The sequence below is a fragment of the Pirellula sp. SH-Sr6A genome (assembly GCF_001610875.1).
GTDB lineage: Bacteria > Planctomycetota > Planctomycetia > Pirellulales > Pirellulaceae > JBKCUI01.
In genome coordinates this window covers 1,000,306-1,025,126 of record NZ_CP011272.1, presented here as the reverse complement: position 1 = coordinate 1,025,126, position 24,821 = coordinate 1,000,306, and the positions used below count along the sequence as shown (strand labels likewise).

18 protein-coding genes are annotated in these 24,821 nt (G+C 53.7%); 4 read left to right on the top strand and 14 right to left on the bottom strand.

Translation table 11 applies throughout. From position 1 onward, the window contains the following. Window positions 1–66: 66 nt before the first annotated feature. From VN12_RS03755 to VN12_RS03720, 8 genes are all read right to left on the bottom strand, one after another. The gene (locus tag VN12_RS03755) at window positions 67–456 is read right to left on the bottom strand and encodes a hypothetical protein (RefSeq protein WP_146675577.1); all 390 of its coding nucleotides are present in this window, start codon (window positions 454–456) and stop codon (window positions 67–69) included. A 123-nt stretch (window positions 457–579) separates the two neighbouring features. Beyond that, window positions 580–822: a hypothetical protein gene (locus VN12_RS03750; protein ID WP_146675576.1), complete on the bottom strand. Its 243-nt coding sequence runs from the start codon at window positions 820–822 to the stop codon at window positions 580–582. Between the two features lie 407 nt (window positions 823–1,229). Next, on the bottom strand, window positions 1,230–1,646 hold the full coding sequence (locus tag VN12_RS25650) for an Imm63 family immunity protein (RefSeq protein WP_168164201.1): 417 nt from the start codon (window positions 1,644–1,646) through the stop codon (window positions 1,230–1,232). A gap of 861 nt (window positions 1,647–2,507) precedes the next feature. Then, a complete protein-coding gene (locus tag VN12_RS03740) occupies window positions 2,508–2,726 on the bottom strand; it encodes a hypothetical protein (protein ID WP_146675574.1) in 219 nt (72 codons plus the stop codon). A gap of 176 nt (window positions 2,727–2,902) precedes the next feature. Then, window positions 2,903–3,139: a hypothetical protein gene (locus tag VN12_RS03735; protein WP_146675573.1), complete on the bottom strand. Its 237-nt coding sequence runs from the start codon at window positions 3,137–3,139 to the stop codon at window positions 2,903–2,905. A gap of 551 nt (window positions 3,140–3,690) precedes the next feature. After that, window positions 3,691–4,383 carry a hypothetical protein gene (locus VN12_RS03730; protein WP_146675572.1) on the bottom strand — a complete coding sequence of 231 codons (693 nt, stop codon included), beginning with the start codon at window positions 4,381–4,383 and terminating at the stop codon, window positions 3,691–3,693. A 1,550-nt stretch (window positions 4,384–5,933) separates the two neighbouring features. Next, on the bottom strand, window positions 5,934–8,066 hold the full coding sequence (locus tag VN12_RS03725) for a hypothetical protein (RefSeq protein WP_146675571.1): 2,133 nt from the start codon (window positions 8,064–8,066) through the stop codon (window positions 5,934–5,936). A gap of 459 nt (window positions 8,067–8,525) precedes the next feature. Next, window positions 8,526–10,190: a sigma-70 family RNA polymerase sigma factor gene (locus tag VN12_RS03720; RefSeq protein ID WP_146675570.1), complete on the bottom strand. Its 1,665-nt coding sequence runs from the start codon at window positions 10,188–10,190 to the stop codon at window positions 8,526–8,528. A 708-nt stretch (window positions 10,191–10,898) separates the two neighbouring features. On the opposite strand from VN12_RS03720, the gene VN12_RS03715 reads away from it, so the two are divergent. From VN12_RS03715 to VN12_RS03705, 3 genes are all read left to right on the top strand, one after another. Then, window positions 10,899–13,316 carry a DUF1588 domain-containing protein gene (locus VN12_RS03715; protein ID WP_146675569.1) on the top strand — a complete coding sequence of 806 codons (2,418 nt, stop codon included), beginning with the start codon at window positions 10,899–10,901 and terminating at the stop codon, window positions 13,314–13,316. After that, on the top strand, window positions 13,313–14,659 hold the full coding sequence (locus VN12_RS03710) for a DUF1552 domain-containing protein (protein WP_146675568.1): 1,347 nt from the start codon (window positions 13,313–13,315) through the stop codon (window positions 14,657–14,659). The genes VN12_RS03715 and VN12_RS03710 overlap by 4 nt, the downstream gene beginning before the upstream one ends. 62 nt (window positions 14,660–14,721) lie before the next feature. Then, window positions 14,722–17,928 carry an error-prone DNA polymerase gene (locus VN12_RS03705; RefSeq protein WP_146675567.1) on the top strand — a complete coding sequence of 1,069 codons (3,207 nt, stop codon included), beginning with the start codon at window positions 14,722–14,724 and terminating at the stop codon, window positions 17,926–17,928. 98 nt (window positions 17,929–18,026) lie between these two features. Here VN12_RS03705 and VN12_RS03700 read toward each other — a convergent pair whose 3' ends face one another. The 3 genes from VN12_RS03700 to VN12_RS03690 all read right to left on the bottom strand — a co-directional run bounded on the left by VN12_RS03700 (window position 18,027) and on the right by VN12_RS03690 (window position 20,331). Beyond that, window positions 18,027–18,557 carry a helix-turn-helix transcriptional regulator gene (locus VN12_RS03700; RefSeq protein ID WP_146675566.1) on the bottom strand — a complete coding sequence of 177 codons (531 nt, stop codon included), beginning with the start codon at window positions 18,555–18,557 and terminating at the stop codon, window positions 18,027–18,029. A gap of 285 nt (window positions 18,558–18,842) precedes the next feature. Then, entirely contained in the window at window positions 18,843–19,799 is a 957-nt protein-coding gene (locus VN12_RS03695) for an AAA family ATPase (RefSeq protein WP_146675565.1), read from the bottom strand. A 37-nt stretch (window positions 19,800–19,836) separates the two neighbouring features. Continuing rightward, a complete protein-coding gene (locus VN12_RS03690) occupies window positions 19,837–20,331 on the bottom strand; it encodes an acetolactate synthase (RefSeq protein WP_146675564.1) in 495 nt (164 codons plus the stop codon). 159 nt (window positions 20,332–20,490) lie between these two features. Between VN12_RS03690 and VN12_RS03685 the strand changes: the two genes are divergently transcribed. Next, window positions 20,491–21,699, top strand: coding sequence for a glycosyltransferase family 2 protein (locus VN12_RS03685; RefSeq protein ID WP_146675563.1), 1,209 nt, complete (start codon window positions 20,491–20,493; stop codon window positions 21,697–21,699). Window positions 21,700–21,903: 204 nt separating this feature from the next. Here the strand turns inward: VN12_RS03685 and VN12_RS03680 are convergent, their stop codons facing one another. The 3 genes from VN12_RS03680 to obgE are packed head-to-tail and all read right to left on the bottom strand — an operon-like array spanning window position 21,904 to window position 24,781. Then, window positions 21,904–22,917: a YheT family hydrolase gene (locus tag VN12_RS03680; RefSeq protein WP_146675562.1), complete on the bottom strand. Its 1,014-nt coding sequence runs from the start codon at window positions 22,915–22,917 to the stop codon at window positions 21,904–21,906. Beyond that, complete coding sequence (locus tag VN12_RS03675) at window positions 22,914–23,777, bottom strand: type III pantothenate kinase (protein WP_146675561.1); 864 nt, start codon at window positions 23,775–23,777, stop codon at window positions 22,914–22,916. The genes VN12_RS03680 and VN12_RS03675 overlap by 4 nt, the downstream gene beginning before the upstream one ends. Continuing rightward, window positions 23,774–24,781, bottom strand: a complete 1,008-nt coding sequence (obgE, locus tag VN12_RS03670) for a GTPase ObgE (protein WP_146675560.1) — start codon at window positions 24,779–24,781, stop codon at window positions 23,774–23,776. Before obgE ends, VN12_RS03675 begins: the two co-directional genes overlap by 4 nt. Window positions 24,782–24,821 lie beyond the last annotated feature (40 nt).

Below are 24,821 nucleotides of genomic sequence, written 5' to 3'. Positions count from 1 at the left end.
GTGTGGGGAGGGTGCCCGGCAACGGGCATCCTTACCCGATTACGTTGTGTTTCGGCTATCGTCCGCTTATGAAATTTCTTCAATGCTAGATTGAGGAAGCATCTTACGAAGTCGCTCGACGCCCTGCCGCGTTAAAGCAGTATTGTACAGTTTGATCTGCGGAATATCCTTAAGTCCTGCCAGTTTATCGATGGTTTTGTCGTTGTATCTCGGGCCATTCATTTGAGCAGAAATGATCTCTCCAAAGTCGTCCGTCTCAACCAGTATTCCCAAGTCAGCGAGCTTCTTGTCGTCATCACTGTCGATCTGAAGTTCTTTCAAATGTGCGTATAGAAATGCACCACAATGTGGGCATACGGTGTCTCCTAGCGGTGTGCACGACGACACGATCATCTGTTTTCCGCAAACGGTGCAGTTAAACGGAAAGCCTTCGGATGTTCTAGTGGAGGTCTCCATTTCGAGCTCGCGAGTCGCGTCTCCTCTTCAACGTAACGACCACCATCACCGAGCATCCGTCAGTGAGGTCTCCAAAATCAAAAACGCCCGATCGGATGCTTCGGTGCATGTGTGTGTTCGCCACTATCCTAAATCGGTCCAATACCGGATCGCATCCATATCCCGATGTACACCGTAACGATACCGATTTTCATCCGGGCATATTAAGCAATTAGGAAGCGCGCGATTTAATTTCTCCAATCCATCTTCGGTTACAAGCGTATCGTGGAGCGACAGCATTCGCAATTGGGAAATCCCCATCAAGATGCTCGCGGCTGCGTCCGAAATGCGCGTATGCCAGAGAAAGATGTACTCAAGTTTCGGCATTCTTGTCAAGCATCGAACACCCTCATCAGTTATGTTCGTGCCACCCAAATCCATCGCTTCACAGTTCCTAAAATGACTCATTGCTGCGAGATCATCGTCGTCTACTGGAAGGCATCTAACGTAGACAGATTGGACAGTTGCACCTAGCGCTCGCAATGTCTGAAACGAGTACGTTCCGCCACGGAATGCAATTCGTAGGCAACCATTGCGCTCCGGTTCCGTCGCAAAGGGCCAAAGAACACGACACTTCCAGCGACGCCAAAATCGAATGCGCAGATGTTCTGGAATCTTTGAGCTCTTGGTAATCATATGGAACCTCACTCAATACGGGCGAACGCTCGAAATCACGCGGTTGCGGCCAAGTGACTCTCCGTCAGGAAACGCGCGCTCCGCAACTCGCTTGCATTTCATTGTTCGTACATTATATCACGAAACGGGTGTTGTTCGAGTACTGTGTCGTATTCGGTTTTCAACCGATTTTCCCAGTCGCGATCGATAGTACCGATCAATTCAATGTGTTTTTGGAAGAACATCCGACGCGAATCCGCATTCGCTTGTCGATGTTCCAATTCAAAACTTGTTGCCATTTCCCGCGTAAGGTCGCGCACAAGCCAGTAGAGAATATCGTCCTCGCACGTGGTGGTTTTCCGTTCATACTCCTCGCCACGTTCCGTTATCACATACGCGAATCCGTTCCCATTGGACTCGATGTGTGGCGAGCCATCATGTTGCGGTGATTCGGCGAATCGCACGTATTCGATTGGCGCATGCAACCGTTGCGCAATCTCAAGGTACGACGATTTCAATGCCGAAAGAGTCTGCATAGTTTGGATGGACGAACTAGTGATTCTCCGGCGCATGCGCCGGAAAAAAAGCCTCCATTGTAGCCAATTTGACTGGCAGAATGGGCTTTGAAACCGATTGAATTGTACCTCACCGTCCAAGGTGTGAAGTTGCTCAATGCCATGGATTATTCCCTTGGAGCGACCGCCGGTTAGTTGTAGGCGCCCCTCATGGGTTTCGGGATGTTGCGGCGGCTCGCTGTACGTCGTGTGGTGTAATGCGACGAAGGTCCTGGGATTACCGAACAGCATCCCGAAAAATCCGGCGCTGAGCCGTCATTCAATGCCTTGTCGTAGTGCAACTCAATTCCAGACGCCGATCCAAGGTTTGATTCGCTATCATTCATGGACGTCATCGACGACGAACGGATTCAAAGCATGAGTTACGTGAGATCGAACCCTGTCAGTCATCTTCCAACTCTCGCGAGTTGGGTAGCCTCGGATGCGAAAGCAGGTTTGGAACTTCGTCGCGGAACGACATGTTGAGGGTTCGACGTACCTTGCGGCAATGTTCGACGATGGGCCGAATGTCGCTTGTATCTACGAACACGAAAAGTCTCCGAAATAAAAAGCGACAATTTACATTAAACCACAAGATACTCGACGAACGCTAGAATTCACGAATTCACAGCACATGATGCAACATTGCCACAGCACGGGCGCGGCCACATGCGCGCAGTTCAATGTGCATGCCCGGCAGTGGCGTGCTTACCCGGCTATCTGACATGATGCGTTGGTGGCGTTAGGCCACTCATTTGCTACGCGATAATTGAGCTAGGAGTTCCGGTGCGATGTTGAAATGCATCTTCGCGTTATCGAACTTTGCTCCTCTTTTGCAGGGACCTACTCTGCTGCAGTTTCAGGGATTGACTTGCTGATCACCATTGATGAGATAAACATCCCAACGATCAACGGCAGGGCGAAGCACAACACTTGTAGGAACTTGGCGGAACCAGTTGACACTGACTCTGCGATGAATGGAAGTACGAAGGACGCCAATATAGCGATCGACCATATGGCGGCATTCGTTCCGATGAGTTTCTTCTTTTGTCCAGATGTCATGAGAGGGATCCTGGATTGTAATATGAATTGAGAGTAAGTATGTCTATTGGTCGGATATTTAGTAAATACCCGGCCGCATGCACCGGAAAACAACAATGCCATTGTAGCCCAGCTGGCAAATCGAATGGGTGGTGAAACCCGTTGATTTGTGCCCCATTGTACCAATCGCGAAGACGTCAAAAACTGTCAGCCGTCTTCCACATCTCTGGCATTCGGTAATCTCCGATGCGACAGTATGTTTGAAACTCGTCGCGGAACGACATGTTGAGAGTCCGGAGAACCTTGCGGCAATGCTCGACGATGGTTTCGCCGATGCTTGGCGTTCTTCGAAGTTCTGATTCGGTGGTCCCTGCGAGTGATTGCACGCTGATGTAACCAAGGTTGTAGAGTAGATCCGCGGATCGGACATCCAATCCGATCTCGTAGATAGTGGCGTTTGCCTGGAGCTAATTCGCGTTTGGCGCCGACCGTGCGATGAACTCCGCAACAATTGCGGCGCATCGTTCCCAGGCTGGACTGCGTTCCCTCAACGCGGCACGAATCTTCTCGAGCGCTTGATCACGTAATTCTTCACGGACTGCATCCGACACGCGACGCTTGATTTTCATTTGATGGTGGTCCCGAGGTGAGTGGCTCGATCGTAATGATTGTCCTCGCATCCTCATCCCTGGATGAGAAGTACTTCACAACTCTGCTGTCACACACTTGGGCAAGCTACCGCCAAAGATTCAAGAACCACGGAATACACGGAACACACCGAAGGAAGGCCACAGCCATTTCTTACTCCCATTCCGTGTTTTCCGCGCGGTCCGTGGTTGAGAATCACCGTCGTGATTTAAGGAAATGATCTTCACCCGACTCGGCAATAGTTCGCGGTAGTCTTACGGTTACCTTCTCGAGCGACTTTGCACTTTAACACGTGAACTTGTTGTCAGGTAGCATTTCAAAAACGTCGCACTCCCAGTCAATAGCCAATTGTGCCTGGTGGCGAGGGCGGTTCTGTGATGTACGAAGGCACTTCGGACTGTGTGTGCACAGTTGCCGAGTTTGGAAGCGAATGACGCTCAAGCAAAATCGGGTCTGCGCCGTTATCCTGCAATTCCCAAATTTCAGTGACGTTTTTCACGACATGTTGCCCAATCCCTCCATTGATCTCTATATCTTTGCCATACGATGCAGTAACACCGAGCCTGCGTTTCCCATTGACAAGGTCGGTTACTTCGATCCCCACATCCCACAGACCTTGCGAGTCTAGAGCGATACCATTTTGCGTGAGATAAGCTTCACGATCTGCCTTCCGATCGCGGATAAAAATTAGATCTGCTTGTCGATTCGGTATTTGGTCCATTACCGACTTCAGAACGCCAACCTTATCCATGGTTCCGAAAAACTGCGATCCTTGCCAGAAGTCCGTCGAAGTTGGTTCCCCTAGTCCATACACATAGAATGGCGTGTCGAGCCTTGGTTGTTTTTCCTCTTGTTGATTCGAAACTGCACGGGCAAGCGAATCAGCTATCGCACGACTTGCCTCACTTCGTTCGCTAGCGAGTTTAGGTGGATTCTCTGACGTGGACAAAGTTGAGGAATTGTCGTCCTGGTTACAGCCGACTAATGCCGTTGAAGACAACAGCATTAGGATGTTAGTGAGTTTCTTCATTGGGAATTTCCCGTTTTCCATAGATCCGGGGTTCGTGCCTGGACGCAAGTCAGCCAGGTTTTTGGGTGGCACTTGGTCAGTTGTGCGTTAACTCATGCCTGCTCTGAACCGACAGGCTCGAGGATGGATCGATCCCTGAGGAACGTCAGGAAGATGATGAGCGAATAGTACGAGTGAGCGAACAACTCTAACCTAGACCGCATTCTATCAGATCATTTTATCGATTGCACATTAGCCCATGGGAAACCGCAGAATTGAGTCAAACGTACAGAGAACAAGCATGGACATTGCTTCAATTTAAAGTTCAGCGTTTTGAGAAAGCAGGAACACTAATCTCCACTCATTCGCACTAATCAAAAGCCGCGCCCATCTTGTTGCTTTTCCTTATTCGTGGTGATTAGCGACGATTAGTGTTCTGCTGCCATCCAATCCCAGAGATGGATTGGTCGCGAAGCCACAGGTTATCGATCACATGTTCGACGTAGCACACGATTGTTTGGAACTCGACGTTAGATCTCGAACGGCCTGTCGCAACTCTGCTGAGCGAACGAAAAGGATCACTCACGTCGAGCGAGGAAGGCATGGACCGCCTGAGGCCGGTTGATCGAGACGTTGAGTGCAACCGCTGCGTTAACTCATGTCTGCTCTGAATCGATAGGCTCGAGGATGGATCGATCCCTGAGAAACGTCAGGCAATGATGAACGAATGGTACGAGTGAGAAAACCGATTGCACATCAACCCAGTGGACACAGCAGAAATGAGTGCAACGTAAAGAGAACAAGCATGGACATTGCTTCAATTTAAAGTTCAGCGTCTTGAGAAAGCGGGAACACTAATCTTCACTCATTCGCACTAATCGAAAGCCGCGACCATCTTGCTGCTTTTCCTTATTAGTGGTGATTAGTGACGATTAGTGTTCTGCTGCCATCCAATCCCAGAGATGGATTGGTCGCGAAGCCACAGGTTATCGATCACATGTTCGACGTAGCACACGATTGTTTGGAACTCAACGTTAGATCTCGAACGACCTGTCGCAACTCTGCTGAGCGAACGAAAAGGATCACTCACGTCGAGCGAGGAAGGCATGGACCGCCTGAGGCCGGTTGATCGAGACGTTGAGCGCAACCGCTGCGTTAACTCATGTCTGCTCTGAATCGATAGGCTCGAGGATGGATCGATCCCTGAGGAACGTCAGGAAGATGATGAGCGAATAGTACGAGTGAGAAAACGCCTCGAACCTTGACCGCATTCGGTCTGATCATTTCATCGATTGCACATCAACCCGTGGGGAACCGCAGAAATCAGTCAAACGGTCAGAGAATAACGGCGACGTTGCTAGAATGTAAAGTTCAGCGTTCTGAGAAAGCAGGAACACTAATCTTCACTCATTCGCACTAATCGAAAACCGCGACCATCTTGCTGCTTTTCCTTATTAGTGGTGATTAGTGACGATAAGTGTTCTGCTCCCATCCAATCCCAGGAATGGATGGGTCGCGAAGCCATAGGTTAGCTTCAGCCAACCCCTTCCCCACAATGCCCGGGGGGAGCTTTACTTCACTTGTGGAGCTTTGTAAGGCTCTGGGCAGAGGGTGTCATTGGCTTGGTTCCCATCACCGTGGCTAAGCTTGAGACAGGCGCTGCCCTTCCAGGAGAGCCCGCCGGGCATTGGAACTTTGACGAGGACCCAATCGTTAGGCGCTAGCGGACCGATGGTAACGGGAGGGCCTAGGGGAGCGTTTCCGGATTGCGCATCCCCGACGCTTTCTATTACGGCAGTTCGTCCACCCACTGAAGTCATCGAGCCTACGTTGCGTATTTTGCCAACAATAACGATGTCACCGAAACCGGACGACCACGGGGTTTGCCCCTCGATCAGTCTCTTTAAGTTCTGGTTGTCACTTTGGGGGACCGTCCCCTCGATACGACCGAGAATCGCCGCCGTTTGTTGTGGCGTGATCGTCGGTTGCGATGGGCAACGAAAAAAGTAGCTCAAGAGGTTTGCGCGGTCCGGTGTGAATACCCAGGGCGGTCCCCCTTTCGGGTTGGGGACGGTCGCGGTCGGGTATCCCGGATCACACACCTTGCCTGGCCACTTCGCGCCCCAATAGTCGGCACCAGGATCGGGAGGCGTATCCGAAAATCCGTCCCCATCCATTGCTTGTTCGGTCAACGTTCCGCTTTTGTTTCGATTCGGATCGTAAATAAAGTCAGCGATTAATTTATCCACGTTCGCTGCCGTGATTTTGGACGGGTCATCTCCGTAAACCAATTGGCTGCCGTCCCCTGGGAAGGTGTGGAAGAGCTGACCGAGGAAGTGCCCCATCTCGTGGCAGAGTCCCGGCGGGTCAATACCGTTTGTCGGCAGCCAAATGTGGGTACCGCCATTGGCTGCCCAGCCATTGGGAGTCTTAGCGTCGGGGCCAAATGCAGAGAATAGGACGATCTTTCGATGAAGCGATGGGCTGGCCGCATGGGCTGCTGCGTTCTTATCGTGATCGACCAGATCCCACGAATTGATTTTCGTGTTCTTCAACTCCTCCCAATCTTTCTCTGGGTCAAAAACAATTCGCAATTGCGCTGGCTCGAACACTTTGTTCGCCATCGCAACGCCTTGTTGTATTTGTGCCTTCGTCATGGTGGAGTGGCGTTGGCCATCATTGTCGGCGCAGGCGACAACGTGAAGCCGCAGGAGCCACTTGGCCGATTTGTAGTTGTCGAGGGTGCCAAAGAGCTCGACTGCCGCCAGATCATTCGAAGGTGTAGGTGGCGAATAAGGATGTCCCACATTCGAAGCATCAACGAGATCGCGGAGATGGTTGTGCAGATTTGCTGCCACTTCGTGATGCATCGCAGAGGCGTGATTTGGGTCGAGCGATAGCGCATTCATTTCAGCGAGTAATGCCTCGAGACGCCTCTGCGACTGGACCTCGATTTTGGCACCCGACGCAAGAGATCGGAGTTCATGGAACGGGAATGTTTTGTGAAGGCGAGCGGCTCCGGGAATCGTGAATTCGTTTCTCTGAAGCAAATCCAATGCAGCGATCACATCGCGTTTCTCTGTCCCGGTCGGACGCGGAGCTCGCGAAATTAGGCACGGTATGGACCCTGACGCCGTGTGTTCTTTCGCGATTTGCGGGAGTCTCGCTGCTGCGTTTTCTCTCGCTCCGCCCACTCGGTCGGGCATCCTCACCTTGGGTGGCTCTTGAGGTTTCTCTATGGTCCGAGGTTTCAGCGTCCGATCCAGCGCTCTTTTCGCTTCTTCCTGAACGGCACCCTGCTTTGGTAACGAGGCAACCAAGGATTGAAGTCCCGAATGCGTCGTCTTGAACGTCGAAAGACTCGAGACGGAAGAATAGCGGCGATTTTGTTGGAAGCCATCGAAATCGTTTAGAATCCTACGCAGCCTATCCGCCGACCCTCCGTCTAAATCGCTAGGAGCCCGAGATGCAAGCCTTTTGAGTTCTTCTAGATGGAGTAGTTCTCTAACGTTGGGCGTCGCATTCGAGCGAGCGAGTTCGGTTTCCAAGTTGGTAACACTTTGAACAAGAGACGTCGCTGCCTGCTCTCTCGGAAGAATAGGTGGTCTTATTTGGGCCGATGCGTACTCGGCCTGCGGTACCGCCCATGCAAACATGCCCAGCATGCAGAGCTTGCAAATCTGCATGTGACGACGACGTTTCATAACTCTCATTGTTATCCTCCGAACATTGGAATGGGTACTTGCCACAATTGATATGTTCGAAGGCTATCTGACAATCGAGTAATCAGACCTGAGTCTGACTGGCGTTTTCCACCACCCCATAAAGAAGCGAGGTAACGAGGTCCGTCGCTGATTGAACAAGGTGTGATTTTGCAAACTCTAGTGGATCAAGCGTTCGATCCTCACCCGCGCTCGGCGGATTGCAGCGCTAATCCCGCTCGTCTCTATCGTCACGAAGTATCTTCAATGCCTTGAGCGATGGGTGTTATGCACTCGCCGACGGAATCTCGGGTGTTTCACGGAAGGGTTTCTGGAATACTTCGCAACAAAAAAACCGCACCCATGGTTTGGTGCGGTTCTATGGTTTGATGGCAGGAAAAAGAGGGGGGCATGGCTCGCCCCCCTTGCTGCTCGCTCGGAAGCGAGCGGCGGAACGACCTGTCATTCTGGAGCGTCAATCTTCGCTTGGCTCGCTGCTTGACGCAACTTGGTCAAAGCCCTGGCTTCCAACTGTCGAACTCGCTCCTTGGTCACTCCCATCGCTTCACCGACTTCTTTGAGCGTCAGAGGTTCAAAGCGGTGATCCAAACCGAAACGTCGCACGATGATCTGCTGTTCCCGCTGATCCAATGTGTGCAGAATCTTTTGAATCTGATCCGTTCGGACCGCTTGGTCGATCTCCAACGCGAAGTTGTCAGCCCGTTGATCTTGCTGGAAGTCGAAGACTTCTTCAGAACTGGTGCGGAACCTATCTTGGTGCTTGAACTCATCCGGGATGGTTCTTGCAAAATTCTTCATGATCGCCCACGAAGCGTAGGTGCTGAACTTGTTCCCTCGCGAGTAGTCAAACTTCTCTGCGGCTCGGATCAACGACATGTTTCCATCGCTGATCAATCCGAAGAAATCGTCGTGCGGGGCCAAGTGCCGTTTGGCGATCGATACGACGAGTCGCAAGTTCGATTGTACGATCTTGTTTTTCACGTCGACCGATTTTTCGTAAAGCGCCTCGATCTGTTCCATCACAGCGACCGCTGGCGATTTCACGTCCAGAGACTCGCGCAGCTTGCTCGCAGCATGCTTCAAGTAGTTCATCTTTCGGAAGAGATGGTACTCTTGCTCACGTGTTAGCAAGGGGACCTCGTATAGGGATGCCAAGTAAGCTGGCAAGCCCGATGGGGCTTTCACTTTCCGCGGTGTTTCCAAGGCTGCTGGCAGATCGGCCACCATCTCGTCGACCATCGAAGCTTCTTCGAAGACCGGATTGGCGATGTAGTCCAACGGCAGCTCCATGATTTTTGCAGCGCGTTGCTCGTTCAGAATACGAACGATGCTTCCGCGTGTTCTACGATAGCGCTTGGCCAAAATCACGGTCGATACACCTCGGTGATGCTGTTGGTAAATGGCTCGTTTGTCTTCCTCGGAAAGAACCTCGCGTTGTTCTGGGAACACCGCCATGGTTGGGAATTGCTGATCAAACTTCTTGATCGTGTATCGGATCGTTTCGGTCGATCGATTCACTTCCCGCCCAACAGTTCGTGCGACTTCGGACAAATTCGCTCCGGTCGCGGCGATGCGGCGGGCGCGGTCGATGATGTCATCTCTTTCCGCGTCGGTGAGTTGGCTGAACCGTTCACCGCGCTTCACACGCGTTTTATTCTGCGAAACAAATCGCTCCACGCTGGAGTGAAGGAAGCCAACTCGTTTGCGACCATCGGCCAAAAATCGTCGGGATACCAAACCTTGGTCACGCCATCGCGAGATGGTTTTGGTCGAGACATTGAACATTTTGCTCAAGTCCTCGACCGTGTGGACTGGCTCGGAAGCTTCCTCGACGCGAAGATTCATCGAATCGGTGATGTCCTCGACAAAGAGTCGCAGATCATGGAGCGCATCATTCCCCTTGATCAAGCGGTAGCCCGTGCTGTCAGGTCGCACTTCGGTAACGCGATAGAATAGGAAATCGAAAGGATACTCGCGCTGAGGATCCAGCTCGGTTAAAAGCTGCTCGGCGCGGTCCGCTTGCTCGATTCGCTTCCCGCGTGGGGCGAACTTGATCTGCTGGTCGCGAAGCTCTCGAAGTTGTGCGATTCGATAGTCACTATTCATTTTTTATGCTCCCTGCTGCGATGTCGATTTCGTTCGATCCCTGCGGCTCCCAACCGCCTCGCTCGACGTCGCTGAAAGGGTCCAAGCTCAGTCGTTGAGCTTATTGTACCCGATACCCAAGTACCTATTACTCTGTACCCAACTGTCGTTGCGAGCGGCTGCATGCCTTACAACCATTTCTTCGCCCCGACCTGTGACTCCCCTGGTCACCGATCGCTTGTCCCCGAAAGATTTCTTGGAATCTATTCAGACGCAGTGAGATGACCCGGGGTTCACACCCATTGTTAACCAGTCTGCTCGACTGATTGACAGCGGTGAAGAACCGCAACTAGCGGGCCATTTCGGTCGAAATTTGGCTGTGCGCTTTTTTTCGGCTTGGTTCGGACAAGATTTGTCCAGTGCCGGTACCTTTTGCGCCGTGTCTGTCTCCTTCCGTTGACGCAACTCCCCGGCTCTCCCTATTTTCCACCGGTGCTGGTGTGTCTTTTGGAAATGCAATTCGTGCAAAGAATTGCAAAATGAGATCGCAATTCCTCTTGGTTTCGGACGAATGCGGATTCTGGCTAATTCCCTTGGGCTAGTCCTCTTTGTAAAATGGCGTAGGTCCTCACCCCACGAGGCACTCCCACCCCTAAATTGGCAGTTCGGCCACCCGTTTTGGCATGCCTTCCCACCCTTCGGCAGCAATGTCATCTTTTTTGAGAAGCTATGTGTCGCATTTTGAGATTGCTAGCAAGGACTTCCGCACTTGGCCCCTCAGCCGCACTGTTCGCTTCAGTCGCAATGTTCGCTTCGGCCGCATTGTTCGCGATCGTACTCGCGCAGGTGGGTGTCCGCGCCCTCGCGCAAGAGGTCGATGCGGTGAGAATGGAAAAGGGGAGAGCGATCTATGCCGCGCAGTGTGCCAGTTGTCATGGCGAACGGGGGGAGGGGGTATCTGGAGCCTATCCGAACGCGCTGACCGGTGATTTTACCATCAGTGAGATCGCCAAGGTCGTCGATGAAACCATGCCGGAGGGGGAGCCAGAGAAATGCAAAGGGGAGGATGCCCAAGCGGTCGCTGCCTACATGCACGCTGCTTTCTACAGTCTCGAAGCGCAAGCGAAACTCAATCCCCCTCGCATTGCGTTTGCCAGGCTCACGGCGAACCAATTGCGGAACAGTCTATCGGATCTCTACGGACGGTTCTCCGGGTTTTCGGATCTCAAAACGGAACGAGGGGTTCGAGCTCAATATTTCGATGGCGACCGGTTCAAAAAGGAAAACGAAAAGATTGCTCGGGTCGACCCGGTGATCGATTTTGACTTTGGAAAAGAGAGTCCTGGAGAAGGCATCGCGGCGGACTCGTTTTACATTTACTGGGAGGGGAGTTTGCTTCCCGAAAAGACCGGTCGATACGAGATCGTGGTAAATAGTTCTTGCTCGTTCAAGATGAACTTTGGGAAGTTGGACCGTATCTTTATCGACAACCATGTGCAATCAGGAGACAAGACGGAGTTTCGACAGTCGATCTATCTGACCGCTGGGCGTCTATACCCTTTCAAGATCGATTTCATTCAACGCAAGCGCAAGACGGAGCTACCACCGGCTCGGATACGGTTGTCTTGGGTTCCGCCAGGAGGAGTGGAGCAAACCATTCCCGACCACCACTTGGTACCCTCCGCTGCTCCGGCCACGTTCTCATTGCAGGCATCGCTACCTGCGGACGATCGAAGCTACGGATTCGAACGAGGATTGGCCGTGAACAAGCAGTGGGATGAGTCAACGACCGCGTCTGCGGTAGAGTTCGCCCAAATCGCCGCTTCGGAACTCTTTCCTCGATACGTTCGCAGCCAAAAGGACAAGCCAAACGACCAACGCCAGGTCCTCAAGGGGTTTCTTGAACAAGTGCTCGCGGTAGCTTTCCGAGGAGCCTTGGAACCCGATTTGGCGAAGCTATACGTGAGCGATCAAGTCGACCAAACGGCAGATGACGCGGAAGCCATTCGGCGTGTTTTGCTACTCGGCTTAAAATCACCTCGCTTTCTGTATCCTCTCGCGGACGTTGACAAGTCAGTCTCCCGTCGGACAGCGAATCGCTTGGCTCTGACCTTGTTTGATTCCCTTCCTGCTGATGATTGGCTTTTAAGGAAGATCGACAAAAACGAGTTGGAGACCGAGGCGCAAGTTCGGGAAGCAGCCAAGCGGATGCTGAACGACTATCGAGCGCGAGCCAAGCTTCTCGATGGCTTTCATGAATGGCTCAATCTGTCGCAGCAAAACGAGATCACCAAGAATCAGGAGCTCTATCCGGGATTCGATGCCGAGCTCGCCATGGAGCTCCGCCAATCCCTTCGTGCGGCAATCGAGGAAATCGTGTGGAGTGATACGAGCGACTACCGGCAGCTCTTTCGTTCCAAATCGGCATACACCACCGCCAAGATCGCATCCTTTTATGGGGAGGAGTGGGCCCCGTTCGATTCCAACAAGAAGGGGCTGCAGAAAACCGCCAGGGATTCGGAGCGAAGGCTGGGGGTACTGACCCATCCGCTGTTGATGAGTCAATTGGCTTATCACGACACCACCTCGCCGATTCACCGCGGCGTGTTTTTGATACGATTCATGCTTGGACGGACGCTTCGGCCGCCCAATGAAGCGTTTTCCCCTCTCAGTCCCGATTTGCACCCCAATCTCACCACCCGCGAGCGGGTAGCCCTCCAGACGAGCCCCCAGAATTGCCAGGCGTGTCACGAGAAGATCAACGCTCTGGGGTTCGCGTTGGAAAACTACGATGCGGTGGGGCGATTCCGAGCGACCGAAGGGGAAAAGCCAATCGACGCAACAGGATCCTATCGCAGCCGCGATGATTTGCCGATAACGTTCCAAGGAGCCTCGGAACTGGCCCAGTACTTGGCGGATTCACCGGATGCCCACCGCGCGTTTGTCAACAAGCTGTTCCAGCACTTGGTCAAGCAACCGCCCGATGCGTACGGGCTCGATACGTTGAAAAAGTTAACGGACCAGTTCCGTCAAAACGGTTACAATATCCGCGACTTGGTCGTCGAGATCGCCGTTGTCGCGTCGCGGATACACGCCACCCCCCTCCCTGCCAATCCCACCTCAGTCGCTTTGAAAGGTCAACCATGAAACGCTTCACCAGCAGACGAGAATTTCTTGTCAACACCGGCGTTAGCGCTGCCGCCGCTAACTTCCTTTTCAGCTTGCCAAGTTTGGGTTGGGCCGCATCTTCGGGGACTCCCACGAAGAAGCGCATGGTTTTCATTTTCAGCCCCAACGGTGTGATCCCGGACCATTTCTGGCCTACCCAATTGGGCGCAGACTTCGACTTGAAAAGAATCCTGCAGCCTTTGGCCGATTTCAAAAACCGCATGCTGACGTTGCACGGCGTCTGCAATCGCATCAAGGGGGATGGGGACGGTCACATGCGCGGGATCGGCTGCCTTCTGACGGGTATTGAGCTGTTTCCTGGGGACGTTCAAGGGGGATCCGATACCCCTGCAGGCTGGTCGAAGGGGATTTCAATTGATCAGCATATTAAGAACCACCTGCAGTCCAACCCTGAGACGCAAACCCGGTTCGGATCGCTCGAGTTCGGTGTGATGGTACCTGAGCGAGCGGATACTTGGACGCGCATGTCCTACGCGGGCCCCAACCAACCGGTGGCGCCCATCGATAATCCGTATTTGATGTTCGACAAGCTTTATGGTCAGACAAAGAACCGAGAGCTTCTCGCCAGCGTTCTCGACGAGTTGACCGCCGATTTTCAGAAGGTGCAGCAGCTTGTTAGCTCAGAGGATCGCCGGCTGCTTAACGATCACTTGGATATGGTGCGCGAACTAGAAGTCGAACTCAAAACCGAGTTGGCTCAAGCGACGAAAGTCGACAAGGTGGGGCATGCTGTTCCGAGCCTTCCCGCCAACGTCGAAGAAGTCAACAATAACATTCCGCAGATTTGCAAGATGCAGATGGACATGCTCGTCAGCAGTTTCGTTGCAGATTTTGCTCGCGTCGCGACGTTTCAGATAACCAATTCGGTAGGCGAGCCCAAAATGCGATGGCTGGATATTGAGGAGGGGCACCACCATTTGTCGCACGAGCCCGATAGCAACGAAGAGTCCTACGAGAAGCTGATCAAGATCAACACGTGGTATTGCGAGCAAGTCGCCTATTTGGCGAAGAGGCTCTCGGAAACTCCTGAGCCAGACGGACAAGGAAGCTTGCTCGACAACACGACTTTGGTTTGGACCAACGAGCTTGGTAAAGGAAACTCGCATACGCGAAATAACATTCCATTCGTGCTTGTGGGAGAAGGCTGTGGATTCTCCATGGGCAGAGCTGTCGATTACAAGGGAGGGGTTCCTCACAATCGATTGTTGATGAGCTTCAGCGAGTCGATGGGTATTCCGGTGAAGAGTTTTGGAAATCCTGACTATTGCGGAGAAGGTCCGCTCGGCGATTTGTTCGCGTAGGAAGTTTGCAAAACGCGATCGCTTAACTTTTCGGTGTTGCCTAGGTTTGATATGTTGTCAACATGCAGACCTATGTGGAGCTTCACACCAAATCGAATTTCTCTTTCTTAGAGGGTGCTTCGCATCCTCATGAACTGGTCGAGCAATCCGCCGCGCTGGGCTATGGTGGGATTGCGATCACCGACCGTAATTCCTTGGCGGGAGTCGTGCGGGGCTTCACAGCGGCTCGCGGTGCAGGGATTCCGTTCTACGTCGGATGCGAAATCCACCCCATCGATGCCCCTCCATTCGTGGTTTGGCCGCAGAATAGAGCCGGATATGGTTCCCTGTGTCGTTTGATCACGGCCGGATGCGGAAGAGCTGCTAAAGGGGAATGCGAGATCGCATGGAACGATTTGCAGATGATCGCCGCAAACAATCTTGTCGCGATTCTTCCCCGCGTGCCTCCGGTGGGCCGAGCTTCCGGAATGGAGCGAGTGCTCGAAGTAGACCAAGCGTCCGGTGTGCGATCTCAACCCGGTGCCCGCCAATGGTCTGAGCATTTGAGAGCTGCGAGGGATCTGTTTCAAGATCGACTCTACCTCGCTTGCCCGCTGCATCGAGGGGGCGACGACGCTGCGATTTTGGAGAGATTAGTGCGACAATCGGCGACCCTTTCGGTCCCCTTGCTCGCGACGGGAGATGTTCTCTATCACATTCCCGAGCGGATGATCCTGCAAGACTGTTTGACTGCAATCGCTACGGGTACCACGGTGGATGCGGTTGCCGCGAGTCGCCCCAGCAATGCCCAAAGGACCCTGCGAACCCTACCGGAGCTTCATCATCTTTATCGGGATTGTCCTCAAGCATTGGAGAACACGCTGGAGGTGGCGTCGCGCATTGAATTTCGACTGGATCAATTGAGGTATGAGTATCCGCTTGAAGTGGCACCGGAGGGGCTGACGCCGATCGAGTATCTCAAACGCTTGGCATGGCGAGGAGCCAAGCAGCGCTACCCGGAGGGAGTGCCCGAGAAAATCATTAAGATGCTTCGTTATGAGTTCGATATCATCGAAGATTTGAAGTACGAACCTTATTTTTTGACCGTGTGGGACTTGGTTCGTTTCGCACGATCGCGCAACATTCTTTGCCAAGGTCGAGGATCGGCTGCTAACAGCGCCGTTTGTTATTGCCTCGGAGTGACCAGTGTAGATCCCTCCCGATACGATCTGCTCTTTGAACGTTTTATTAGCAGAGAGCGGAATGAAGCCCCCGATATCGACATCGATTTCGAGCATCAGCGGCGGGAAGAAGTGATTCAATATGTCTACCAGAAGTACGGGCGTGATCGAGCGGGAATGACGGCAGCGGTGACGACCTATCGAACGCGCTCGGCGATCCGCGATTGCGGGAAAGCGATCGGTCTATCGCTCGATTGCATCGACCGGCTCGCCAAGATTGTCGAGGGACGCGGGGCGGAAACCAGCTTCTCCGATCGATGCATGACTGCGGGGGTCGATCCGGAGTCCGACATCGGCAAACGATTTCAGTACTTGGTTCAATCGATATTGGGTTTTCCTCGTCATCTCTCTCAGCACACTGGCGGCATGGTCATGACCTCCGGAGTATTGTGCGAGCTCTGTCCGATTGAGAATGCCGCCATGCCCGACCGGACCATCATTCAATGGGACAAGGACGATCTCGACGAGTTGGGCATCCTCAAGGTCGATTGCTTGGCATTGGGGATGCTCTCGGCCATTCACCGAAGTTTGGATTTGATACAAGTCCACTATGGGCATTCGCTGAGTTTAGCCACGATTCCACCTGAGGATCCTACCGTCTACGACATGATATGCGATGCCGATACATTGGGAGTTTTTCAGATTGAGAGCCGTGCTCAAATGAGCATGTTGCCCCGGCTTCGTCCTCGTTGCTTTTACGACTTGGTGATCGAAGTGGCTATCGTGCGGCCCGGGCCAATTCAAGGCCAAATGGTCCATCCTTATCTGACGGCGAGGAGAACAGGCATTCAGCCCGAATACCCGTCGGAGGGGATCGCGGCAGTTCTTCGAAAGACGATGGGCGTGCCCATTTTTCAAGAGCAGGCGATGCGCTTGGCAGTCGTCGCGGCGGGCTTCACTCCTGGGGAGGCGGATCAATTGCGCCGTGCGATGGCCGCTTGGAGACGTCCCGGTGTCATCGATAACTTTCGCAAGAAGCTTATCGATGGAATGCGTGCGCAAGGTCTCGATGAAGTCTTCGCAGAACGAGTGTTCAATCAGCTGCGTGGATTTGGGGAGTATGGGTTTCCCGAATCGCATGCGGCCAGCTTTGCATTGCTCGTGTATGCGTCTTGCTGGATCAAGCATCATTACCCGGAAGTCTTTTGCTGTGCGATGCTCAACAGCCAACCGTTAGGGTTTTACGCACCAGCCCAACTCGTGCAAGACGCCATTCGCCATGGAGTTGAAGTCCTGGGTGCTGATGTAAACCATAGCGATTGGGACTGCACGCTGGAGTTGCGACCTTCGCAAAGTTTAGGGGCAGAAAGCGAATTCCCGAAACGAGCGTTGCGACTGGGGTTGAGAACCCTACGTTCGTTGAAGCAAATCGACGCCGAGTCCATCCTTACGGATCGGACGAATCGAGGTCGGTTTCAGGACCAAGCCCAGTTGGTGGGACGAACCAAGCTATCGCAAGCGACGATTAGCCTCCTCGCTGACGCGGGTGCCCTCGAATCCTTGTCGGGCGATCGAAGGGCCGCTTATTGGCAGTCCTTGTCGCGAGAAAAGTCCAATCACGAAACGCCTCTCTTCGCGCATGCGGATGTGGATCGCGACGAGGAGATTCCCGACGCGTTGCGTCCTATGAGTCCTTTAGAGGAAGTCTACGCTGACTACTTAAGAACAGGTTTGTCTCTCAAGGGCCATCCCATGCAGTTCTTTCGTTCTCGGCTTCAAGCGAAACGTGTAACGACCGCCGTCGAACTGCAAACGACTCGTCACGGTCGGTTCGTTCGTGTAGCAGGTTTGATCTTATTGCGTCAACGACCTGGAACGGCCAAGGGGATCACGTTCGTCACGATGGAGGACGAGACCGGTTCGATCAATTTGGTGCTTAAACCGGAGGTATGGCAGGAGCACTACTTGCTGTGTAAGCAGTCGAATGCTTGGCTCGTTCACGGCGTGCTTGAGAACCGAGAGGGAGTCATTCACGTATTGGTGGCAAGGATCGAAGATCTTCAATCCGTCGTGGGGAATGTCGACTTGCGTTCGAGGGACTTCAAATAAAAAGGCCAGCTCGAGAGCTGGCCTTGATGAGGACATATTGTTTCGAAGTATCCAAAAAATAATGAATTATGGCTGCTGGAAACAAATAGAACGTCCCGTCAATCGATACCCAAGTTGTAAAGGTCGATTGGGTTCTCTGCTATCTTTCCAACTTGATCTGCACTGCGACGAGTGCCGTAGCTGGGCCAACCCCCAATCGTTTCCAACTCAGGCATCATTCCGACCAGTTGCTCACGAAGCATCATCACTAGTCGAGCAACACGGGGCGAAGAAGAAACCTCGGATAATGCGACCACCGTCTTCATCAGCTTGACCATGGACGCACGAGTTTGAGTCTCATCGGACAACTCATCATCGTGGTCTTGGAGCAAGTTTTGAATGGGCACATCGAGCGCTTGCTGCCACAGATAAAGGTCGCTTAGCTTCATATCGCAACTGGGGAGTTCCTGTTGTTTGAGAACAGAAACATCGATGCCAGTGCGGCGAGAAACCGTTCGTAGCGACACGCCTTGCTGTTGGCGAACGTCAGCGATTCGATGAAGGGGCATCCCCTTCCGTATCCGTCGGACTCTCCGCTCCTCGAATTCGAAATCCTCGTCGGACTCCGAATTCTGCGTCACGGATGCCATCTGCGAAAATCCTCCTTTCCAAAGAAATCAGACTTGCAGTTGAATTAGGCAACATTGCCTTCTTTCTATCAAACTATTCTCAAAACCAAATTACAAGTACCCACCCGGGAAAATGAGATTTTCGTGTGAAGATTTACTGCGGTCTAAAAGAGTTTTTTTCCTACGCGGAAAACTCCAGTTCTCATCCTAGGGAGAATTCAACCCCACTGAAGGCAGCGAACATATCCCGACCTCTGGCCTCGGTGCGAGCGCTGATGGGGGGAGGAACAGTCCGTTTGGGAAGCGTTAGCTGCGTCCTTCTTCGAGTGTCGGAACAGCGATTTCCGCGACGAGTTGGTCGAGGATGATTTCGCTCGTGCGCCGTCGCAATCGAGACTCTGGTTTGAGGATGAGTCGATGGGCGAGGACGGGGGCGATAACTTTTTTGATGTCGTCGGGTTGGACATAGGTTCGGCCGCGAATAGCAGCCATGGCTTGCGAAGCGCGAAACAGTGCGATGCTCGCCCGAGGTCCGCCCCCCAGGGCCAGTTCTTCATGCGAACGAGTTTCGTGAACGATCTGCACTAGGTACTGCCGTACCTTGGGATCCACGTAGACTTGTTTGACATCCTCCTGAGCCTGCACGACGTCAGCGGCGGATACAACGTGCGAAAGGGATTGAATCGGGGACGATTTCTCCAGGAGCTGAAGCATGCGCAGCTCTTCCTCCATGGAGGGGTAGCCGAGGGAGAACTTCATAAAGAATCGATCGAGCTGCGCTTCGGGGAGGGGGAAAGTTCCTTCGTGATCGATTGGGTTTTGCGTTGCGATGACCAAGAACGGGTTAGGGAGTCGATAGGTTACACCATCGACGGTAACACTCGATTCGGCCATGGCCTCTAGCAGGCTCGATTGGGCACGCGGGGTGGTGCGGTTGATTTCATCCGCCAGAAGAATATTGGTGAAAAGCGGACCCTTTCGAAACTCGAAATCTCCCGTTTTCTGATTGAAGATCGATGCGCCGGTGATATCGCTCGGCAGCAAATCGGGCGTGCATTGAACCCGTTTGAATTCGCCTCCAACGCTTGCGGCGAGAGCTCGCGCGAGCATCGTCTTGGCGACACCGGGAACGTCTTCGAGGAGGATATGCCCGCCGGAAAACCAAGAAACCAGCGACAGTACCAATTGCTTCCGTTTACCTACGATCGCTTTCTCGATATTCGCGATGATCTTCTTCGAACAATCATGCACATGCTGCGTCATCAAGCACCTAGGGGAGTCAGAAAGGGTTTGGTTTCACTTACCCCATACTATCCAGCAGATCCCCTTCGGTGATCATGCGGAAACCTTTTCTTGCCAAGGTTTCCAAGGCTTGTTCGGTGTTGTCGACCATAATGGCAACCGCGGGTTCGCCATGAGGGCGGAAGATGAGCGGATAAGCCTGAATGATGTTGATTTCGGCTTGCAGGAGCGCTGAGCAAATCTGCAAAAGGGGTTGTCCTCCCTCGGGTAGTTCGACCCCGATCAGATCCGATTCGATGATGGCGAGTCCAGCCCGTTCCAAAATCTCCCTCCCCCGCTCCGGATGGCTCACCAAGAACCTTACAAAAGCACACTCGGCCGAGTCGCTGATCGACAAGGCGACGATGCGAATACCCGTTCCTTCAAATCGTCTTACGACTTCGAGCAATTGCCCGACGCGGTTTTCGAGGAAGACCGTAAACTGACGGATCGTTGGATAGTCCCGTCCTCGCATGGTTTCAAAAGAAGTCGAGGATCCATCTCCCGAACTCATAGCGTTACTTTCCTAGGTGGAGTGTTGGGGGTAGAACTTGGTGCGACCCGGCGTGAATAACCCGGTGGTGGCGATTTGCAGGCTTCGATAGAACCTTTATGGGAGCACGAACCTCGCCAAAGTGTACCAAATATAATTGGAGAATGAACGGCAACCTTCATGACAGATTCCAACGACGGACCCGATCGCGATCGTTTGCTGGAACTCTCGATCGTCATGCCTTGCTTGAACGAAGCCGACACGGTTGCAACCTGTGTCGAAAAGTCGCTGCGCACGATGCGAGAGTATGGCATCCGCGGAGAGGTTGTTGTCGCGGATAACGGAAGCACTGATGGGTCGATCGAATTGGCCTTGGGTGCAGGCGCGAGAGTCATTCACGTGAAGCGTCGTGGATACGGCGCCGCGTTGATGGGGGGCATTGCGGAGGCTCGGGGGCAGTTTGTGTTGATGGGGGATGCAGACGACAGTTACGACTTCACTACTCTTCCCATTTTCTATGAGAAATTAGCCGCGGGTGCGGATTTGGTGCAGGGATGCAGACTTCCCTCTGGTGGAGGTACGGTGATGCGGGGTGCTATGCCTCCGCTCCACCGTTGGCTGGGAAACCCACTTCTCACCAAGCTGGTCCAATGGATGTTCAAGACCAGAATCCAGGATGTCTATTGCGGTCTTCGAGCCTTTCGAAAGACCTGGCAACAAGGACTTGAACAGCGATGCACGGGAATGGAGTTTGCGACTGAGATGATTATCAAGTCCGCATTGTTTGGGGGCCGCGTGGAACAGGTCCCTGTGACGCTTCATCCGGATGGCCGCATTCACCAACGCTCCCATCTGCGAACGTTCCGCGATGGCTGGCGTACGCTTCGATTCTTTCTCTTGCTTTGCCCCCGCTGGACCTTTTTCTTTCCTGGCATCTCCATGGTTCTTGTCGGAGTGCTGTTGGGAGCACTGGCGCTTCCTCAGATTCGATGGATCGGGATTGCGTTCGATGTGCATACCCTCCTCGTCGGAGTCCTAGCGATCTTGGTCGGTTCGCAATGGATTTGGTGTGGCGTTCTCGCCAAATCGTTCGCAATCAGCGAAGGGATCTTACCCGCATCGGAAGGCCGTGCGTCCTTGGAGGAACAAGAAGAGAGGGACAAGTCTTCCCATTTAGAACGCTTACTCCTCGTCGCTGGGGTGATGGCTTTATGCGGTATCGCGCTCGTGGGGTGGACCGCTTTGGAATGGTACCGGTCCGATTTCGGTCCACTCGACTACGCGACTACTATGCGGCGAGTGATCCCGGGAGTGGGATTGATCGCGATGGCAGCGCAGTTCGCGGCGTCCAGTTTCTTGCTGAGTGTGCTCCGCCTCTCCAGGCTTTAGCCGGAACCGGGCTCTCGAAACGGAAGCGAATCCGATGGTGGTTTTGCCCTGAATCTGTACTGCGACGGGGTGATCAGTTAACGGGGTGATCAGTTAACGGGGTGATCAGTTAACGGGGTGATCAGTTAACGGGGTGATCAGGACAACCCAGGATGCCACTACTCGTAACAAAGCGAGCCAGCGGTTCTCGGACAAGTTCCATGTTTAGGATTGTTCGTCGGTCGCCAATTCCTTTGCGATCCATCCATCGGCCCAGCGTTCGATCCGCGAGGGATTTCCTGGGTTGCGCTTTCGATGTAGATAGCCGACATGGCCTCCACGGCGGGTCACGCGCACGGTGGTCGAACCAGACCACTTTGCATCTTGAAATATTCTATAGGGAACAATTGGATCGTGAGCATCGAGTAGCACCACGGTCCGAGTTCGAATCTGGCTCAGCTCCGGCTTGGTCGAACCCGCTTCATAATAAGCGTTTGCGCTAGGGAAGCCTGCAAGGGGAGCGGTAACGGACTCGTCGAACCTTCGGATCGAACGAAAGTCCGCCGTTCGAAAGCGAGCTTCCCACTCGGGCCATCGCGCTGCTCGGATCTTGCTCTGCACTTTGAGTGATCGCAGAAAATACTTCGCGTAAATCCGATTAACACCCGTCTCCATGTGCTCGCAGCAGGCAGCCAAGTCGATGGGTGGAGCCACGGCGATCGCTTTGACAATTTTGACGCGAGTGCCGTTCGGATCGCATAACTCCGACGCATGGTCGATCAGCATTCGTAACAACAGGTTCCCCCCGAGTGAGACGCCGACGCCTCGCCAATTGGAGATCGCGAGCCGTTCCGAAAGTTGCTGGATTCCCGACCACAAGAGTCCCGCACAGGCGCCGTGAGGGGGAAGTGGTGTAACCTCAAACGAATCCCCTGCTCCAGGTAGATCGAATCGGAAGACCCGAAACCCCATTTGGAGCAATTGATCCGTCAAATGAGTCATGTAGGTTCCGCGATGCGATGACCCGAGACCATGAAAGAGAAATACGGCATCATTGCGAGGGGCAAGTGTGGAAACCGGCGTATTCTCGTATGCCAGCAACTCCCCCCAAGGATCGATCGATAATCGGTGGACGATAGGTGCGGCAAGACTCGCTTTCGGTTTGTAAAAGCCTGTAAGCAGCGTTTGGAGATGGCCGCTTCTCAAAAACCAGGGAGGTCGGAAGTCTTCCGGATTCATGGCGTACGACCCGTGGCGATGCGATGGAGACCGCGGAGCACTAGATGCTCTTGATAAACGACAGGCGGCTCGACGTAGGGAACCAATAGATTGCCATCCCCTCCGGTGATCATCACCGTGGCATCCCGCCACTCGGGTTGAGAGCGATAGGCTTGAACCAAGTGGCGCGCGCCCCCCACCAACGATGCATGCACACCCGCTGCGATGGCCTCTAACGTGTTTCGACCCGGTAATGTCGGAGACTTGGTAACCAAGTGATTGCCGATCCACGGCAATTGGTCCGTCCCAGCTGCCAGGAACTGGAGAGAAAGCCCTAGCCCAGGGAGTATCGCCCCGCCCCGGAAGACGCCGTCTCTCGAAACAGCATCGACTGTCAATGCCGTCCCTGCTTGGGCGACGATGACACTTCGAGTTGGGGTGACATCGGACGCCTTCCCATCATTGGCGCGTGTCCAACCTTCCCATGACGACAAAATACGATCGATTCCCGTGCGATCGGGATGCTCGACATCGAGTTCCATAGGTACATCGCGGTGCGTGATGACTCGCAATTCAGCGGACGAGCAAATGGTCATTGCCGCATCGCGGAGCAACGAGAATGCACCTTGATGCACCGAAGAAATGTACCAAGTCGACTCGCACGGTGCATCGATGTGTTCCACCAGCCATCTGAACGCGGACAGATCAGTGGAGTCACACCACAATTGGTTGGGAGCGGACTGTTGCTGTGGCGTCGACTTGTGGCGTGTGTTCAAGTTCGCGGGCCAGGAGAGCCGAACCACATTTGAAAGATCCCAATCGCCCCGGTCTGAACATCGCAGAGCGCGAACCCCGCTGTTGCCGATGTCGACGAGAATCATTTCGCGAGGAGCTTCTGGCTAGCGAGAAGATCGGCGACGCGTGAAACCAAGATATTTAGACCGCTCCCAGTCACGGCGCTGACGAGCAGTACATCGTCTCGCCCTGTCGTCTCCTTCAGCTTGGCCTGCACTTCGTCCGAGCCTGGCAGTTCCGATTTGGTAACGACAATGATCTCGGGACGAGCCGCCAACTCCTCGCTGTATTCCTCAAGTTCCTTGCGAATGGCCAAGTAGTTCTCGATCGGGTCGGTTTGGTCCATGGGCATCGGTTCGACGAGATGGACTAAAATTCCAGCGCGCATAATGTGTCGCAGAAAATCGTGTCCCAGGCCGTGACCTTGGGCTGCCCCTTCGATCAAGCCCGGGATGTCGGCCATGACGAACGTTCGTTCGATGTCGACGGAAACCATCCCCAAATTCGGGAACTTGGTCGTAAACGGATAGTCCGCGATTTCCGGACGGGCGCGGGAGAGGCGGCTGAGCATGGTGCTCTTTCCCGCGTTGGGCTTGCCGATCAAACCAACGTCGGCAATCGATTTGAGCTCCAAGATGATTCGTCGCACCTCCCCTTGGCCGCCGTCGGTCGTTTCGCGGGGAGCTTGATTGGTGGAGGATTTGAAGTGGGTATTTCCCCAACCGCCGCGGCCGCCGCGAGCGGCAATGATCTCGTCTCCGTCGTTGACCAAATCGCGGATGATGATTCCCGAGGCTTTGTCAATGATTACCGTTCCAGGTGGGACGGCGAGGATCAAATCTTGGCCGTTGCGACCGTGGCAATTGGCGCCGAGTCCTGGGGCACCATTTTCCGCACGCCAATGGCGCTGGTGCGCGAATTCCACGAGCGAGTTGACGCCGGAGCGTGCTCGGATGACGACACTCCCGCCGTCCCCGCCGTCTCCGCCGTAGGGGCCGCCTCGAGGCACATGTTTCTCGCGGCGGAACGCCATGCAGCCATTGCCCCCTCGGCCTGCGATCACCTCGACTTCGACTCGATCCACGAACATGGATTTCAACCTTAAGAAGAATTGCCTGGGGTTGCTCCCC